This window comes from Polycladidibacter stylochi (genome assembly GCF_001562055.1).
In the GTDB taxonomy this organism is placed as follows: Bacteria; Pseudomonadota; Alphaproteobacteria; order Rhizobiales; family Stappiaceae; genus Pseudovibrio; species Pseudovibrio stylochi.
This window is the reverse complement of the sequence record NZ_LLWE01000018.1, coordinates 305709-320905: the sequence shown is the minus strand read 5'-3', so window position 1 is coordinate 320905 and position 15197 is coordinate 305709. Positions and strand designations below refer to the sequence as shown.

The window sequence follows — 15197 nt, the reverse complement described above, 5'->3', positions numbered from 1 at the left end:
GTGCCATATTACAGCGCGGCCCAAACCCACAGTTTCCGGCCAACCTATTTTTATTAAGGGAACAATATGAGCGTGACCAACGAAAGCAAAGAGCAAGAGGGCGGTCTTTATGAAACCATAAAGGTAATAGCACAGGCCTTGTTGCTAGCCCTTGTCGTGCGTACTTTTTTGTTTCAGCCCTTCAATATACCTAGTGGCTCCATGAAGGATACCTTGCTGATTGGTGACTATCTGTTTGTTTCCAAATATAGCTATGGTTATTCGCAGTACTCTTTCCCCTATGGCTTGGCCCCTATCTCAGGGCGCATTTGGTCTTCAAACCCTAAGCGTGGTGACATAGCGGTTTTCAAACTGCCAACGGATAATTCAACAGACTATATCAAGCGTGTTATCGGTCTGCCTGGTGATGAAATTCAGGTAAAAAACAGTCGGCTCTACATCAATGGCAAGCTGGTTGAGCGTAAACGCATTGACGATTTTGTAGAAACAACGCCACGAGGCACGAAAATTAGCATCCCGCGCTATGTCGAAACACTACCCAATGGTGTGAGCTACGAAACCTTAGATGCCACCCCGAATGGTGCCCTGGATAACACAGGCGTTTATCATGTCCCTGAAGGTCACTACTTTATGATGGGTGATAACCGTGATAACTCGCAGGACAGCCGCGTAATGGAGCAAGTCGGCTTTGTACCGCTTAAAAACTTTGTCGGTCGCGCAGAAATTATCTTCTTCTCAGTACAAGAAGGCAGCGCCCCGTGGCAGTTTTGGAAATGGCCTTGGAGTTTACGCTGGCAACGTTTTGGCGACAGCCTTTAACAAACATAAGACAAGCTGGTTGTAGGCATTGTTCGTAAACTTTTACCTATAACCAGCCTTGCGATAGAACAAGTATGAGCAGAAAAAGAAAAATTTTAAAGCCGGCATCGGATAATGCACTCGAAGAACGCCTTGAGTATAAATTCAAGGACAGAACACTGTTAGCCAAAGCCTTGACCCACGCCAGTGCGCTAACCCCATCACAGGCAAATACCGGCAGCTATCAGCGCTTGGAATTTTTAGGAGATCGCGTTCTCGGTCTTTCCATTGCCGCCATGCTGGAGCGTGAGTTTCCCAAGGCCGATGAAGGCGAACTGGCCCGCCGCTTGAACCAGCTTGTTAAACGCGAGACCTGCGCACAGGTAAGCCGTGCACTGGCCATAGGCCCACATATGCGCTTGGGCGATTCAGAAATCAGCAGCGGTGGCAGAAAAAAAGAAGCCTTGCTGGCCGATATGTGTGAAAGCATAATCGCAGCCATCTACTTGGACAGTGGCTTTATTGAAGCAGATGCCTTCATACATCGCAATTTCAGCGCAATGATGAAAAGCTACAAAGGCCCCCTACGCGATGCCAAAACCACATTGCAAGAATGGGCTCAGGCCAAGGGCAAACCCACACCAAGTTATGAAATAGTCAATCGCACAGGCCCGGATCACGCTCCTGTATTTGTGATAAAAGCATGCGTGGAAGCTGTTGAACCGGAAGAAGCCTCGGGCACGTCGCGCCGCGCTGCCGAGCAAGCAGCTGCCACTGCCATTCTAAAGCGCGAAGGAGTGTGGAAAGAGTAGTTTCAGCATCTTTCCTTGACACTCGACAAAACAATTAACAAACTATCATTAGGCTTACACCAGCAAAAACAAGCCGATCAATAAAGAGTTATAAAATGACAGAGAACCCATTGGCGAGCTATACAGCGCAACTGCCAACCAAAGCCGGCTTTGTTGCCCTCATCGGCGCGCCCAATGCTGGCAAGTCAACACTTCTTAACAAATTGGTTGGCTTAAAGGTTTCAATCGTCACTCACAAAGTACAAACGACCCGCAACATCATTCGCGGCGTTGCGATTGAAGAACAAAGCCAGATCGTTTTTGTAGACACTCCAGGTATCTTTAAGCCGCGCCGCCGCTTGGACCGCGCCATGGTCGACAGTGCTTGGGGCGGTGCGAAAGATGCTGATGTAATCGCGGTACTTATTGACTCAACCCGTGGCATCACCGAAGCAGTAGAGCGCATTCTCACCGAGCTGCAAAACATCAAACTGCCAAAGGTGCTGTTGCTCAACAAGGTTGACATCACCAAGCGCGAAAAACTGCTTGAACTGGCCCAAAAGGCCAACGAGTATACTAGGTTTGAGAAAACCTTTATGATTTCGGCCCTCAATGGCAGTGGCACAAAAGACATCCTGAACTACTTTGCAGGTAAAATGCCGGAGGGACCATGGCTGTATCCGGAAGATCAAGCCTCCGATGTCCCGCTACGTATGCTGGCAGCAGAAATCACCCGTGAAAAACTTTATCTACGACTACATGAAGAGCTACCCTATATATCCACCGTTGAGACTGACCAATGGCAGGAAAAGGACGATGGCTCGGTACGCATTGAACAAACCATTTTTGTAGAGCGTGACAGCCAAAAAAGCATTGTTCTAGGTAAGAACGGCCAAACCATCAAAGCCATATCCAAGGCGGCAAGGGAAGAAATGATGGAGGCTTTTGAGCAAACCATTCATCTTTTCGTTTTTGTTAAAGTGCGCGAGAATTGGTCCGATGACCCAGAGCGATACCGCCAGATGGGGCTGGACTTCCCGCTCTAATTCAAAAACAACTCAAGGCTAGGGTGTGCGTCAACAGTAACGCGTTGCACCCTGCCTTGAATGCGTCCCACGCTCAGGAGCAAACAACACGATGCAGTGGAATGCGCAAGGTATTGTTCTTGGAACGCGTAAACAGGGCGAAAATAACCTCATACTAGAGGTAATGACACTAGAACGCGGCCGCTGCCTTGGCCTCGTTCGTGGTGGCCGCTCTCGTAAACAGCACCCTTCCCTTCAAGCTGGCAATCACCTGACACTCACATGGCGCGGCAGACTGGAAGAACATCTGGGCTCATTCACATTTGAGCCCCTCCAGCTACGCGCAGCAAACCTAATGCAATTCGCTCTCACATTACATGGGTTGCAAACCCTAACCGCATTACTGCGCTTGTTACCCGAGCGAGACCCACATCCTCAGCTATATCATGCCGTAGACATTATTTTGGATCATTTGGAAGAGCCCCAAATTGGCGCAGTGCTTTTGCAACGGTTTGAATTGGAACTCCTGAGGGAACTGGGTTTCGGGCTCGACCTGTCCCTATGCGCGGCGACCGGTACCACAGAAAACCTCATATGGGTCTCACCCAGATCAGGCCGCGCGGTATGCCAGGAAGCCGGAATTCCCTACGAACACTTACTTCTGCACCTTCCCCCTCATTTAGTACCCGCAAAAGGGCAAGGGAATGGACAAGGGCATGAGCTGTCGACACATAATAAGAATGAAAATTCAGCAACGATAACAAGTTCTGATATACAAAATGGCTTTAAACTGACGGGATATTTTCTTCACAAATACATATTTGAGCCCCGACAAATTACTTGGCCACAAGCCCGTGATAGCTATATCAAGGCATTACTTAGCACTATTTAAAAAATTGTTTATATTTAAATACAATCGTCTCATAATAATCATTTAAAATGCCATTTATTATTTAGACGAACTCGCATTCTTATCCTATGATATATAATAGGAATATACATGTTATGAGCGACACAGTTCTGCCAGTGTTCCTACATTAAACAAATAGCATCTTTAAAATAGCTAAATAGTGCAATTACTTGACCCAGATTAGCCTACTTGACACCACGAGAGCATTTAAAAAAACGACCGCTGTTAATAGACTGTCACTAACCATAGAAAGTGGTGAATTTGTAACGTTACTCGGACCATCAGGTTGCGGAAAAACGACAACTCTTCGCTTGATAGCCGGCTTAGAAACTCCGGACTTTGGCGAAATCTTATTTAACGGTGTTTCCGGCAAATACCTTAGCTCAAGCAATCGGGGGATTGGCTATGTAACCCAATCCTACACCTTATTTCCGCATATGAACGTAATGCAGAATATTTGTTTTGCCCCCAAAATGGCGCATAAAACAAAAGAGTATCAAGAAAAGCTATTAGCCACCCTCATAGAGGATTTGCATTTACACGGCCTTGAGAAAGCGTATCCCAATGAATTGTCGGGGGGGCAAAGACAACGCGTCGCTATTGCACAAGCGCTTGCAGGCAAACCGAAAGTTCTATTACTTGACGAACCGTTTTCTTCTTTAGATGCCCAGCTTTCTCAAGAGCTTCGTAACTTAATAGCTAATTTGCACAATAGATACCAATTAACTGTTGTATTAGTTACCCACGACCAACAGGAAGCCATTGAACTATCTGATAGAATTGCTCTTTTATTCAATGGGGAATTGACTCAATTCAGCACGCCGCAACAGCTTTATCATCACCCAGAAACGATGCAAGCCGCCAAGTTCATGGGTAATGCAAACTTCTTAGAATGCACGCGCATATCTGCCAACATATTGAAAACACCAATCGGCCTGCTACAGACCAATACTTCAATCCAGCAAGAACAAAACTTCGTTATAGCACGCACAGAAAACGAAAATTTACGACCTAATCATTATGCCATGATTAGGTACGAGGCGCTGAAACTCGCTCCCTTGGATAAAGCCAGACAATCTCAAACTGCAAACTATGATAGTCCAAGTAATACCTTTATTGCCCAAATTACCTCTAGGGAGTTCCTAGGGAATCTGACAAGATATCAAATGATAGTAGGGGAAGAGCAACTATTTGCCGATACGCTTTCAACGCCTCATTTGCAGCCAGGTGATATGGTTGAATTGACAATACCACCCCACAGCCTTTGGCATATAATTGGGAAATAGATGCTCCTTGCCAAGCCACACGAATGTTAGGATTAAGACCTGTGATGCCGACAAATAGCAAAGGTTATTATCTATCCGCACTATTGATGCTAGTTATTGTTTTCATCTCCAGCCAGAGCAAGGCTCAAGAAAGCGGGTCCCACGCCGAAAATCTACGTGAAGATTTTCTGCATCACAATTTGCCTTGGCAGCAACTGCTAGAAAGTGCCCAAAAGGAACAACAGGTTAATTTCTATTATTGGGGTGGGAGCATACCCATCAACCTATGGATTGATCAAAATGTAACGAATGATCTTAAGGCTTTAGGCATAAAACTGAATGCTAGGAGACTAAGCACAACCAAAGAAGCTATTGATTTAATCGTGGCAGAAATGGCAGCAGGCCGCAGCTACGGCCAAGGCTCTATTGATTTGCTATGGGTAAATGGCGAAAACTTTTACACCCTCAAAAAGCAAAATGCTCTTTGGGGCCCATTTGCAGATAAATTACCCAACTCCAAAAACTACGATTGGCTGTCAGATTCTATCACGGCCCATTTAAATCTCTACGACTTTGGAACCGCAACAAATATGCAAGAACTCCCTTGGTCAGGTGAGCAGTTTATATGTGCGGCCGACAGACAATATTTACCAGAAAGCAAAACACCGCACACATTTGCTGAGCTAAAAGAGTATTTAATAAACAGCCCCGGAAAATTTACATACGTAAAGCCACCGCATTACTTGGGAAATACTTTTGTACAATCCGTTATCTATGCAAAAAATCCCACAGGCACAGGCGCAATTCCTTTTCAAAAACCTATAACCAGTTATACGCCCAAGCAGTTTGCCGACTTAATTAAGCCCGCCTTCACGTATCTTCAAGAAATTGAACCATTTCTTCTACAAGCCTCAAAGGGTAACCCTCACTACCCGGGAACCGAAGCTGCACTGGATCAATTATTCCAAAACGGTGAGGTGCATATAAACTGTAAGTTTGGCATCTATGCAGTGCACAATGGCTTTATAACGGGACAATATCCTGAAAAAGCACGTATTTTTGTTTTCCCCAAAGGGTTAATGATTAAAAATAAAAGCTATCTTGTCATCCCTAAAACCGCCCCACATCCAGCAAGTGCGTTAGTTGCGGCAAATTACTTTGCATCGATTGCTGCACAAAGCAAAATGGTTGCAAAAGCAGCTATGCCCAATGGCATTGACTTAGCAATGTTGAATACAAACGAGCGCGAAATACTGCAACAAGCAGCCCCTCCCCTACACGGGTTAACTCACGAGCAATTAAGCGAAAATGCAGCTCCGGATATGAATGCCTCTCTTGTAAATATTATAAAAACTGTTTGGTTAGAAAAAATAGAAAAAAAGTCCTCCGAAACTATTGAGAGTGTAGTCGAGAAATACTACAAGTCTAATAATATCAATACAATTACAAATAAATGATAATAAATCGCATCAAAATTAATGAACTAGTCTATTTATTACCTTTTACTTTACTAATTGGCGGATCCATAACATTATCGCTAGGCTTCTCTCTGGCAACATCTTTAGGTTATGCTCCCTGGTTTGGTGTCAATAATTTTCCAAATTTTACAACATATTGGCAAACTTGGGCTTCATCAGCATTTTGGCTGGCACTGGCTTATACACTTTATTACGCCGTAATCTCATCCCTATTGGCAACAGCATTTGCAATACTACTTGCAATTGCGATCAACAAAAACATACCATTCATAAACAAACTTAGCAAAATCAATGGTCTGCCGCTATTTCTTCCGTATATTTTAGGCATAGCACTAGCAATTATAATGCTCGGCAAAGGGGGTATCTTTTCCCGACTATGCGCTGCCTTTGGCATCATAGACGACCCCGCTCAATTCCCAGCAATATTGAATACCCATTACGGCTGGGGCATAATCTTTGTTTTCGTTTGGAAACAACTGCCCTTCTTAACTCTCGTCATCAGTGCAGCGCTAAACGCCATACCAGCAAACCAAAAAGAAATGGCAATGATCTTAGGTGCCAATAAATGGCAAATTCTTTACCGCATTATACTGCCTCAAGTAATGCCACACACAGCATCCGCACTTGTTTTATGTATGGCCTACAACATATCTTCCTTCGAGGTTCCATTAATACTAGGGGGAGGATACCCCTATACCCTACCTGTAATCGCCTATAATTATTATATAAATCCCGATTACAGCTACCAGATACAAGCGATGGTTCTTATTGTTCATATGGCAATAATTAGCGCACTATTTTCCTATACCTACCTTTACCTCGGGCGCTTTTTAAAAGTAGGCAACTAGAGGGAACATGTACCAAAGCAAAAATACGGCACAGCGGCTCGCATCACTTGGGACACTGTTCATAACTATCATCATACTGATGCCGTTTATTCCATTGATCATCAGTTCACTGGCCTTTCGTTGGCAATGGCCAGATTTATTACCCGCTAAATGGTGGTGGCAACAAAGAGAAATTTCTCCAATCCCACTTTCCTGGGATTATTTAATATCGCCAAGTTCGCAATTAGGCGAGGCCATCGCAAATACGATGCTGATTGGTTTATCTGCATCAGCACTAACACTAGCCATTTGTTTTCCTGCCGCTTTAATAGCAGCCAAGAGAGAGAGCACAAGCAAGTTCTGGCATGCATTTTCACATAGTTTCAGCAACTTACCGCTCTTTCTCCCTGAAATATCGCTGGGGATACCTCTGGTTATATTAGCAATTCATACAAACCTACAGGGGTCTTACATAGTCATAGTGCTAGCACATTGCATTCCCGCTAGCCCCTACGTTTTTCGTTTGCTTATCCCCGCCCTAAATTCTCACGGTAACGAGCTGGAAGACCATGCGAGCATGCTAGGTGCCAGCAAAGCACAAACCTTGCGTCATGTAACATTACCTATACTAACACCAATATTTACGATCTCTTTTTTAATGGCTTTTTTAGTATCGACAAATCTATTTTTGATTACCTTCTTACTTGGACAGGGGAAAATAACTACATTAACAACATTACTGTTTTCCCACATCAGCGGTGGGGCATTAACACCTGTAGCCTCGGGGATAGCTATTATTTCTATATTACCAGGCCTGCTTACTCTTTTCATAATTACAGCAGGAGCAAAATTTAACAATAATTACAGAACCTTAACAAGACAAAAAACTCGAACCAATTTTTAACAGTAATAGAGAACAAAAATCCGTAAATTTACAATTGATAAAACTATAAATATTGAAAGGTGAAAATTCTTGAAATCTCAAAAATATACTAGAATATTTTGATAAAAGCATTTACTAGTCAGCGTGAAAATCAAGATCAGGCAAGTAAAAATGAAGTCAATAAAGTCTCTCTTTTCTATAGGTTTCTTTCTCACGCTGGTCGCCCAAGCTAGTGCTCAAACTCCTGTTGATCTGATCATTAAGAATGCACTTATCCTCACGATGGATGGGCAAAAAACCATACTTGAAAATGGTATGGTGGTAGTTAGCGAGGACGTTATTGTATCCGTTAGTAACGGTTCTGATTTTGAAGCTTATGACGCGAAAGAAATTATTGACGCCAAGGGCGATATAGTTATGCCCGGGCTCATCAACACTCACACCCATGTATCTATGAGTGTTTTCCGTTCTCTGGCCGATGATGTCCCCGACCGTTTACATCGCTACATATTCCCCCTAGAGAGCAAACTTGTCTCCCGTGATATGGTTCGCATTGGCGCAAATCTTGGCAATATTGAAATGCTAAAGGGCGGTGTAACCACTTACGCCGACATGTATTACTTTGAAGATGAAGTCGCCAAAACAGTAGATAAAATTGGCATGCGCGCCGTTCTGGGTGAGACTATTATTAAATTCCCGGTGGCTGATGCACAGAATGCTCAAGAAGGCATTGATTACGCTCTAAAATTTATTGAAGAATACAAAAATCATCCACGTATTACCCCTGCGTTTGCCCCGCATGCCCCCTACACAAATACCACGCTAGTCCTGCAACAAATCAGCAAACTATCCCAAGAGCTGGATGTGCCGGTTTTGATCCATCTAGCTGAATCTCAACGGGAAAACGAAATAATCGCTGAGCGCTCCAACGGCTTGTCCCCCATTTCCTATATGAATGACATCGGCGCATTAAACAGACACCTGGTTGCTGCCCACGTAATTCACGCTGACGCTGCAGATATAGCCCTGCTCAAGGCAAATGATGTGGGCATTGCACATAACATGAGTGCCAACATTAAATCAGCAAAAGGGGTATCCCCGGCTCTCGAAATGTTCGACAAAGGGCTACGTATTGGCCTCGGAACTGATGGCCCAATGTCAGGTAACACATTGAGCACAATAGATGAATTCAATCAGGTCGCCAAAGTACATAAACTGGCCAACAACGATCGCGCCGCCATGCCGCCAATAAAAGTTATCGAAATGGCCACCATTGGTGCAGCACGTGCACTGCACATGGAAGATAAAATCGGCTCATTGGAAGCAGGAAAACAAGCCGATATCATCATTATTGACACCAAGGCACCGAATATGGTGCCAATTTACAACCCTTATTCTGCACTCGTCTATTCAGCCAATGCGAGCAATGTTCGTACCAGTATTGTGGCAGGTAAGATTTTAATGCGTGATCGCAAGATCTTAACCGTTGATGAAGCCAAAATCGTACAAGAAGCTCAAGACTATGCGAAAATCGTACGAAAAACGGTCGAAGAAAGTGGCGAAAAGCTACAATAAGTGTTCCCTAGCAATTTCATAGGCATACAAAAAGGCCCCGCTGGTAAGAGCGGGGCCGTTAAAAACTGTATTGCTGAATTTTGTTAGAGAATATTCATTTCATACAAACACTATATGAATTTAGGATACTCTCCGCGCAAAAAAATACTTAATCTTCACGCACCACAAAAACAGATTGGTGAGCATGGCGCACAACACGCGCGGCATTCGGGCCAAGCAAGTAATCTTTCAACTCAGGCCGGTGCGAAGATAGTACAATCAAATCACAGTCCAGCTTATCAGCCGCCTTATTGATTTCCTCATAAATCGTCCCGTGTGCAATATGCCCCTGCACATTTTGTGATCCCTCGGGCAACTCACGGTCCAGCAGCTCTTCAAGCGCTTCACGGGTTTTTTCAAGTGCCTTGGTTTCATATTCCTTAGCAAAAAAGCCACCCACAAAGGCCTTCCCGTAATCTGGCAGCACTGTAACCACATGCAAATTTGCCTTGTAGTGCTGCGCCAAGTCGAGCGCGACAGGAAGAACCCGCTTCCAAGAACTTTCTTCGTTAATATCTAGAGGTAGCAGGATATTGGAATACATGCGTTTAATCCGTCTCTAATTTGGTCAACTTGCATTGCCACGACCAGTGATTCATCCAGATGATACTAAACGGTTTTATTTGCTCTGCATATTCTTAGAAGCCGCAGCCATTTTTCATAGGCCTAAAAGACCGCATCCATAAAACTTCCGCTTGCATCTTGTAAAGCTAACAGTGCAATACCCGCAGCTCTTAAGAAACTGCGGGTATTCTGTGGTTTTAAAAGGCTGGCTGCGTTTGCCGCCGCCGCTGCAAACCAATAACAAGCGCCAACAACAGCAGTGCAGGTAAGTAGAACCACTCTTTAGCCATACGCTCGGCCTGAACCTCGGTGCTCGCAATTGTCACAGGTACATCCCCATAAAAGTCAAAGACCTGGAGTTCCTTGGAGAACTTAGTACCGGGGAAAGGCTCATCAAGCACTACTTTATCGCCATCTTCCATGGCACTCAGCCCTTCGGCCTGCAAACGCTGCTCGCCGCTACCAACACCGACATCCAAAGTAATCGTGCGCTTGGTCACCTTGTCGGGATCGTCAAAGTCACTCCCCACCAGATTTAGGCGAACCTCCGTATTCAGCGGCGCATCACCAATCATCTGCATAACTGCCGTTCCGGTTGACCGCTCATAGGGCGGCTCGACCATATCCAGCCAGAAGCCGGGGCGGAAAAGTGTAAACGCTACCAGCAACAATGCCGCAGATTCCCATAGTTTTGAGCGGGCAAAGAAGTACCCCTGCGTTGCCGCAGCAAACAGCATCATCGCCACAACGGCCACAACAAACACCACAATCGCATGATCATATGTGACGTTGATCAACAACAGATCGGTGTTGAAGATAAACAGGAACGGCAACAATGCGGTACGGATGGAGTAGATAAAGCCCTGCACACCAGTCTTAATGGGGTCACCTCGGCTAATTGCCGCCGCCGCAAAGGCTGCAAGCCCCACAGGCGGTGTTACATCGGCCAGAATACCAAAGTAGAACACGAAGAAGTGAACAGCTATCAACGGCACAATAAAGCCCGTTTGCGCACCCAGCTCGACGATAACATGCGCCATGAGGGAAGAAACAACCAGATAGTTGGCAGTTGTCGGCAGCCCCATTCCGAGAATAAGGCTCATCATCGCTACAAGCATCAGCATCAACAACAAGTTACCGCCGGAAAGATATTCCACCAACTCGCCAATCATCTGATGCGCACCAGTCAGCGAAACAGTACCCACAATAACGCCAGCCGCCGCAGTGGCCACCGCAATACCAATCATATTGCGCGCACCACCAATCATACCCTCGATAAAATCAACCAGACCACGCCAATAGGTGCCCGCCAAGCTCTCACCACGGAACATCGCTTTCAACGGGTGCTGCGTCAGCACAATCACAATCATCGCCATGGTAGCGTAGAATGCAGATAAGGAGGGCGAGAAGCGCTCAAGCAAAATACACCAGATCAACACCACAATTGGCAGAATGAAGTAGTAACCGGTTTTGCCAACATCCCCCGCACGTGGCAGCTCGGAGATGGGCGCATTCGGGTCATCCACCACCAAATCAGGTGATTTGGAAGCCACATACACCAAATACACATAGAAAGCAGCAAATAGAACCAAAACAACCGGGAATGTTAAGCCGGGAATATTCGCCTTAAAGAAGCCGAGGATATAGTAGACAGCCAGCCCAAGCAGCGAAATACCGATAAAACCGGTCAAAACACCGATCAAACGTTGCATTGCTGTTAAAAGCGCTGGTGGCTTTGGCAAACCTTTCAGGTTCATCTTCAATGCTTCCAGATGCACAATGTACACCAAGGCAATGTAGGAGATAACCGCAGGAATAAACGCATGAATGACCACTTCGTGGTAACCAACACCGGTAAATTCGGCGATCAAAAAGGCCGCCGCCCCCATAACAGGTGGCATCAACTGGCCGTTTACCGAAGAAGCAACTTCAACCGCGCCTGCTTTTTCCGCAGGGAATCCGGTGCGCTTCATCAAAGGAATGGTAAAGGTACCTGTGGTCACCACATTGGCAATCGAAGAGCCAGAGTAAAGACCGCTCATGGCAGAGGCCACAACCGCCGCTTTGGCCGGTCCACCGCGCAAATGCCCGAGCAGAGCAAAGGCTGATTTAATAAAGTAGTTCCCCGCGCCCGCTTTTTCCAACAGCGCACCAAACAGCACGAACAGGAAAATCATCGAGGCCGAAACCCCAACGGCAACACCGAACACACCTTCAAGCTGCATCCAGTAGTGCCACATGGCTTTATTATAGGAAGCTCCGCGCCATTGCACCGCATCGGGTAAGAAAGACTGGTTGCCAAAAAAGGCATAGAGTAAGAAAACGCCCGCAACCACCACGAGCGGAAGCCCTAGCGTGCGATAAACGCAAATAGCAAGCACACAAAGCCCAATAGTGGAAACAATAAGGTCCATCTGGGTTGGCAAACCGGCGCGATCGGCGATTTGGTTGCGCATAACGACCAAATATAAGCAGGCAAAAACTGCCAAAGCCGCCAAAACCCAGTCGTACCAGGGAATACCATCCCGCTTGCTGTTAGCGAACAGCGGATACGCGAAGGCAGCCAAAACCATACCAAAAGCCACGTGGATAAATCTGATCTCCGAATTATTGAAAATCAGATTTATGCCCGTGGCACCTTCCAGCCAGTACGGCACATTGGAAGCCACGAACAATTGAAATGCAGACCAAAAAAACGCGATAAAAGCAACCATATACCCCAAAGAGCCGCTTAGGTTGCGCGCACCGGTATCGCTTTGCGCAACGAGCTCTTGGGCTTCTACCTGTGCTTTGTGCTGTTGTGCACTCATCACCCATCCCCACTATTGGCAAAAATGCCAGCTATTCTATTATTATTGTTGGTTGCCTGACCTAAAACAAAGGCCGATCATTGAAACGAGAATTGCATGCAACCAAAAGTATGCCCGAGCAATCGGACACTGTAACTCCCCTGAAAACCGAGAATTAAAATAGTTTTCTCTTGCTAGATATGTGTCATTTCAGGGGATGAAAAAGGGCGTTCGCACGCATCCGCGCAAACGCCCTGGTCAGAATTACATCCAACCCTTTTCTTTATAGTACTTCACAGCACCAGGGTGCAGTGGAGCTGTCAAGGAATCCTTGATCATTTCTTCCGGCTTCAAATTTGCAAAGGCAGGATGCAGCTTTTTGAAATCGTCAAAGTTTTCAAACACAGCCTTAACCAGTGTGTAAACAACTTCATCAGGAACCTTTGCAGATGTTACAATGGTTGCACCAACACCAAAGGTGTGGATGTCTTTGTCGTTGTTGTACATGCCGGCAGGAATAGTTGCTTTACGATAATAAGAGTATTTATCAAGCAACGCATCAATGGCCGGGCCTTCAACGTTCACCAGCTGAGCATCACAGGTGGAAACTGTTTCCTGAGTTGCCGCAGATGGGTGACCAACCAGCCAGTAATAGGCATCAATCTTGCCATCACAAAGTGCAGCACCAGCTTCAGAAGACTTCAGCTCGGTTGCCAAAGCAAGATCAGAAGTTTTAATAATACCTTCTTTTTCCAAAAGCTTCCAAGTGGCGTACTGGCCAGAACCAGGGTTACCAATGTTAACCTTCTTGCCCTTCAAATCTGTGTAGTTTTTAATGCCGGTATCTTTACCTGCCAACATGGTAACGGGCTCTGGATGCACCGAAAATACAGAGCGCTCGTCTTTAAAGGGCTTGCCCTCCCACTGGGAACGACCTTCATAAGCATTCGCCTGAACGTCGGATTGGGCAACACCGAATTCCAGCTCGCCGGCTTGAATGGTGTTAATGTTGTAAACAGAACCACCAGTAGACTCTGCAGAACAGCGAATGCCGTGTTCCTTGCGTGTCTTGTTAACAAGACGGCAAATCGCGCCACCGGTTGGGTAGTAAACACCGGTTACGCCACCGGTACCAATGGAAATGAACTGCTGCTCAGCAGCCGAAACCTGTGTCATGCCAGCAAATACAAGCGCAACACCGGCAGCAATGCTTCCTAATTTCATGTGCTCCTCCACGAACGACTTATTGGATTTCAAATCAAACAATGCGTTTTCTAACGCCGGGCCTATTGGTCTTAACCCTTAGGTATCAAGTGACATGATTCACCTGTATACAAAAGCGGACAATTACGCATTGACCGCATTAATCACTGTACCCTACGCAATTCTTCACACATCCCCTTTTATATCAGGGAGCAAGACAGAAAAAGGGTTGTAGGCCACTGTACACAATTTTTGCGCATTATTACCTAATAAATAACAAATGTTCTCCCCATTCCCCACTGAGGAAAAAACAAAACACCGTGCTCCATTAATTTGAAATATCTTGCTTTCTTAAAAGAAAGACAAAAGCACAAAGAGCAACAAACCCAACACGAAAAAACACCCAAGATTGTTAATGAGTTATTTTCCTATTATTTTTCATGTAGTTACCATGAGCCAATGTAGCACCCCCCATAAATACACACAGGAAAACACCACAAAATTCATTTTTATCTCATTTTCCGGTTGCACAATTCATCTTGGACCAGTATGTACCTTCTCACCGAAACGGAGCGGCCCCGCCGCAAAGCGAAAAGAGATTAAATCTCAATAAGCTAGCCCCTAACAAGGCACCGTTGAGAGCCCGTAGCTCAGCTGGTAGAGCAACTGACTTTTAATCAGTAGGTCCACGGTTCGAACCCGTGCGGGCTCACCACTCCCCCCAAGGAGTGAGAGAAAAATCTCCTAATACATACGATTGTTCAGCTTTTTGACATTAACAAGTCAAAATCAATTTAAGATTGTGGACTATCTAAAGACAATAAAAACTATTTTCACTTTTTCATTTTTTCCGGTTGCATTATTCATCCAAGGCCAGTATGTACCTTCTCACCGAAACGGAGCGGCCACGCCGCAAAGCGAAAAGAGATTAAATCTCAATAAGCTAGCCCCTAACAAGGCACCGTTGAGAGCCCGTAGCTCAGCTGGTAGAGCAACTGACTTTTAATCAGTAGGTCCACGGTTCGAACCCGTGCGGGCTCACCACTCCCC

12 protein-coding genes and 2 tRNA genes are annotated in these 15197 nt (G+C 45.6%); 11 read left to right on the top strand and 3 right to left on the bottom strand.

Going from position 1 to position 15197, the window contains the following annotated elements:
* Positions 1-66: 66 nt before the first annotated feature.
* The 9 genes from lepB to AYK67_RS04690 all read left to right on the top strand — a co-directional run bounded on the left by lepB (position 67) and on the right by AYK67_RS04690 (position 9552).
* Positions 67-819, top strand: coding sequence for a signal peptidase I (gene lepB, locus AYK67_RS04730; protein WP_068083012.1), 753 nt, complete (start codon positions 67-69; stop codon positions 817-819).
* Positions 820-893: 74 nt separating this feature from the next.
* Positions 894-1610 carry a ribonuclease III gene (gene rnc / locus AYK67_RS04725; RefSeq protein ID WP_068083009.1) on the top strand — a complete coding sequence of 239 codons (717 nt, stop codon included), beginning with the start codon at positions 894-896 and terminating at the stop codon, positions 1608-1610.
* 95 nt (positions 1611-1705) lie between these two features.
* Positions 1706-2635 carry a GTPase Era gene (era, locus tag AYK67_RS04720; RefSeq protein ID WP_068083005.1) on the top strand — a complete coding sequence of 310 codons (930 nt, stop codon included), beginning with the start codon at positions 1706-1708 and terminating at the stop codon, positions 2633-2635.
* Between the two features lie 91 nt (positions 2636-2726).
* Positions 2727-3506 carry a DNA repair protein RecO gene (gene recO / locus AYK67_RS04715; RefSeq protein ID WP_068083002.1) on the top strand — a complete coding sequence of 260 codons (780 nt, stop codon included), beginning with the start codon at positions 2727-2729 and terminating at the stop codon, positions 3504-3506.
* 188 nt (positions 3507-3694) lie between these two features.
* Entirely contained in the window at positions 3695-4810 is a 1116-nt protein-coding gene (locus tag AYK67_RS04710) for an ABC transporter ATP-binding protein (RefSeq protein ID WP_082735636.1), read from the top strand.
* Positions 4811-4854: 44 nt separating this feature from the next.
* Positions 4855-6246: an ABC transporter substrate-binding protein gene (locus AYK67_RS04705; protein ID WP_068082996.1), complete on the top strand. Its 1392-nt coding sequence runs from the start codon at positions 4855-4857 to the stop codon at positions 6244-6246.
* The gene (locus AYK67_RS04700; RefSeq protein WP_068082993.1) at positions 6243-7115 is read left to right on the top strand and encodes an ABC transporter permease; all 873 of its coding nucleotides are present in this window, start codon (positions 6243-6245) and stop codon (positions 7113-7115) included. The genes AYK67_RS04705 and AYK67_RS04700 overlap by 4 nt, the downstream gene beginning before the upstream one ends.
* Positions 7116-7122: 7 nt before the next feature.
* Positions 7123-7998, top strand: coding sequence for an ABC transporter permease (locus tag AYK67_RS04695; protein ID WP_068082991.1), 876 nt, complete (start codon positions 7123-7125; stop codon positions 7996-7998).
* Between the two features lie 150 nt (positions 7999-8148).
* The gene (locus AYK67_RS04690; protein WP_068082988.1) at positions 8149-9552 is read left to right on the top strand and encodes an amidohydrolase; all 1404 of its coding nucleotides are present in this window, start codon (positions 8149-8151) and stop codon (positions 9550-9552) included.
* Between the two features lie 148 nt (positions 9553-9700).
* Here AYK67_RS04690 and AYK67_RS04685 read toward each other — a convergent pair whose 3' ends face one another.
* The 3 genes from AYK67_RS04685 to AYK67_RS04675 form a co-directional block, all read right to left on the bottom strand.
* Positions 9701-10135 carry a universal stress protein gene (locus AYK67_RS04685; RefSeq protein ID WP_068082984.1) on the bottom strand — a complete coding sequence of 145 codons (435 nt, stop codon included), beginning with the start codon at positions 10133-10135 and terminating at the stop codon, positions 9701-9703.
* A 217-nt stretch (positions 10136-10352) separates the two neighbouring features.
* The gene (locus AYK67_RS04680) at positions 10353-12965 is read right to left on the bottom strand and encodes a TRAP transporter permease (protein WP_068082981.1); all 2613 of its coding nucleotides are present in this window, start codon (positions 12963-12965) and stop codon (positions 10353-10355) included.
* Between the two features lie 243 nt (positions 12966-13208).
* A complete protein-coding gene (locus AYK67_RS04675; protein ID WP_068082978.1) occupies positions 13209-14168 on the bottom strand; it encodes a TAXI family TRAP transporter solute-binding subunit in 960 nt (319 codons plus the stop codon).
* 618 nt (positions 14169-14786) lie between these two features.
* On the opposite strand from AYK67_RS04675, the gene AYK67_RS04670 reads away from it, so the two are divergent.
* Both AYK67_RS04670 and AYK67_RS04665 read left to right on the top strand, forming a co-directional pair.
* Positions 14787-14862 (top strand) — tRNA-Lys (locus AYK67_RS04670).
* Positions 14863-15115: 253 nt separating this feature from the next.
* Positions 15116-15191, top strand: a tRNA-Lys gene (locus AYK67_RS04665).
* Positions 15192-15197: the final 6 nt, after the last annotated feature.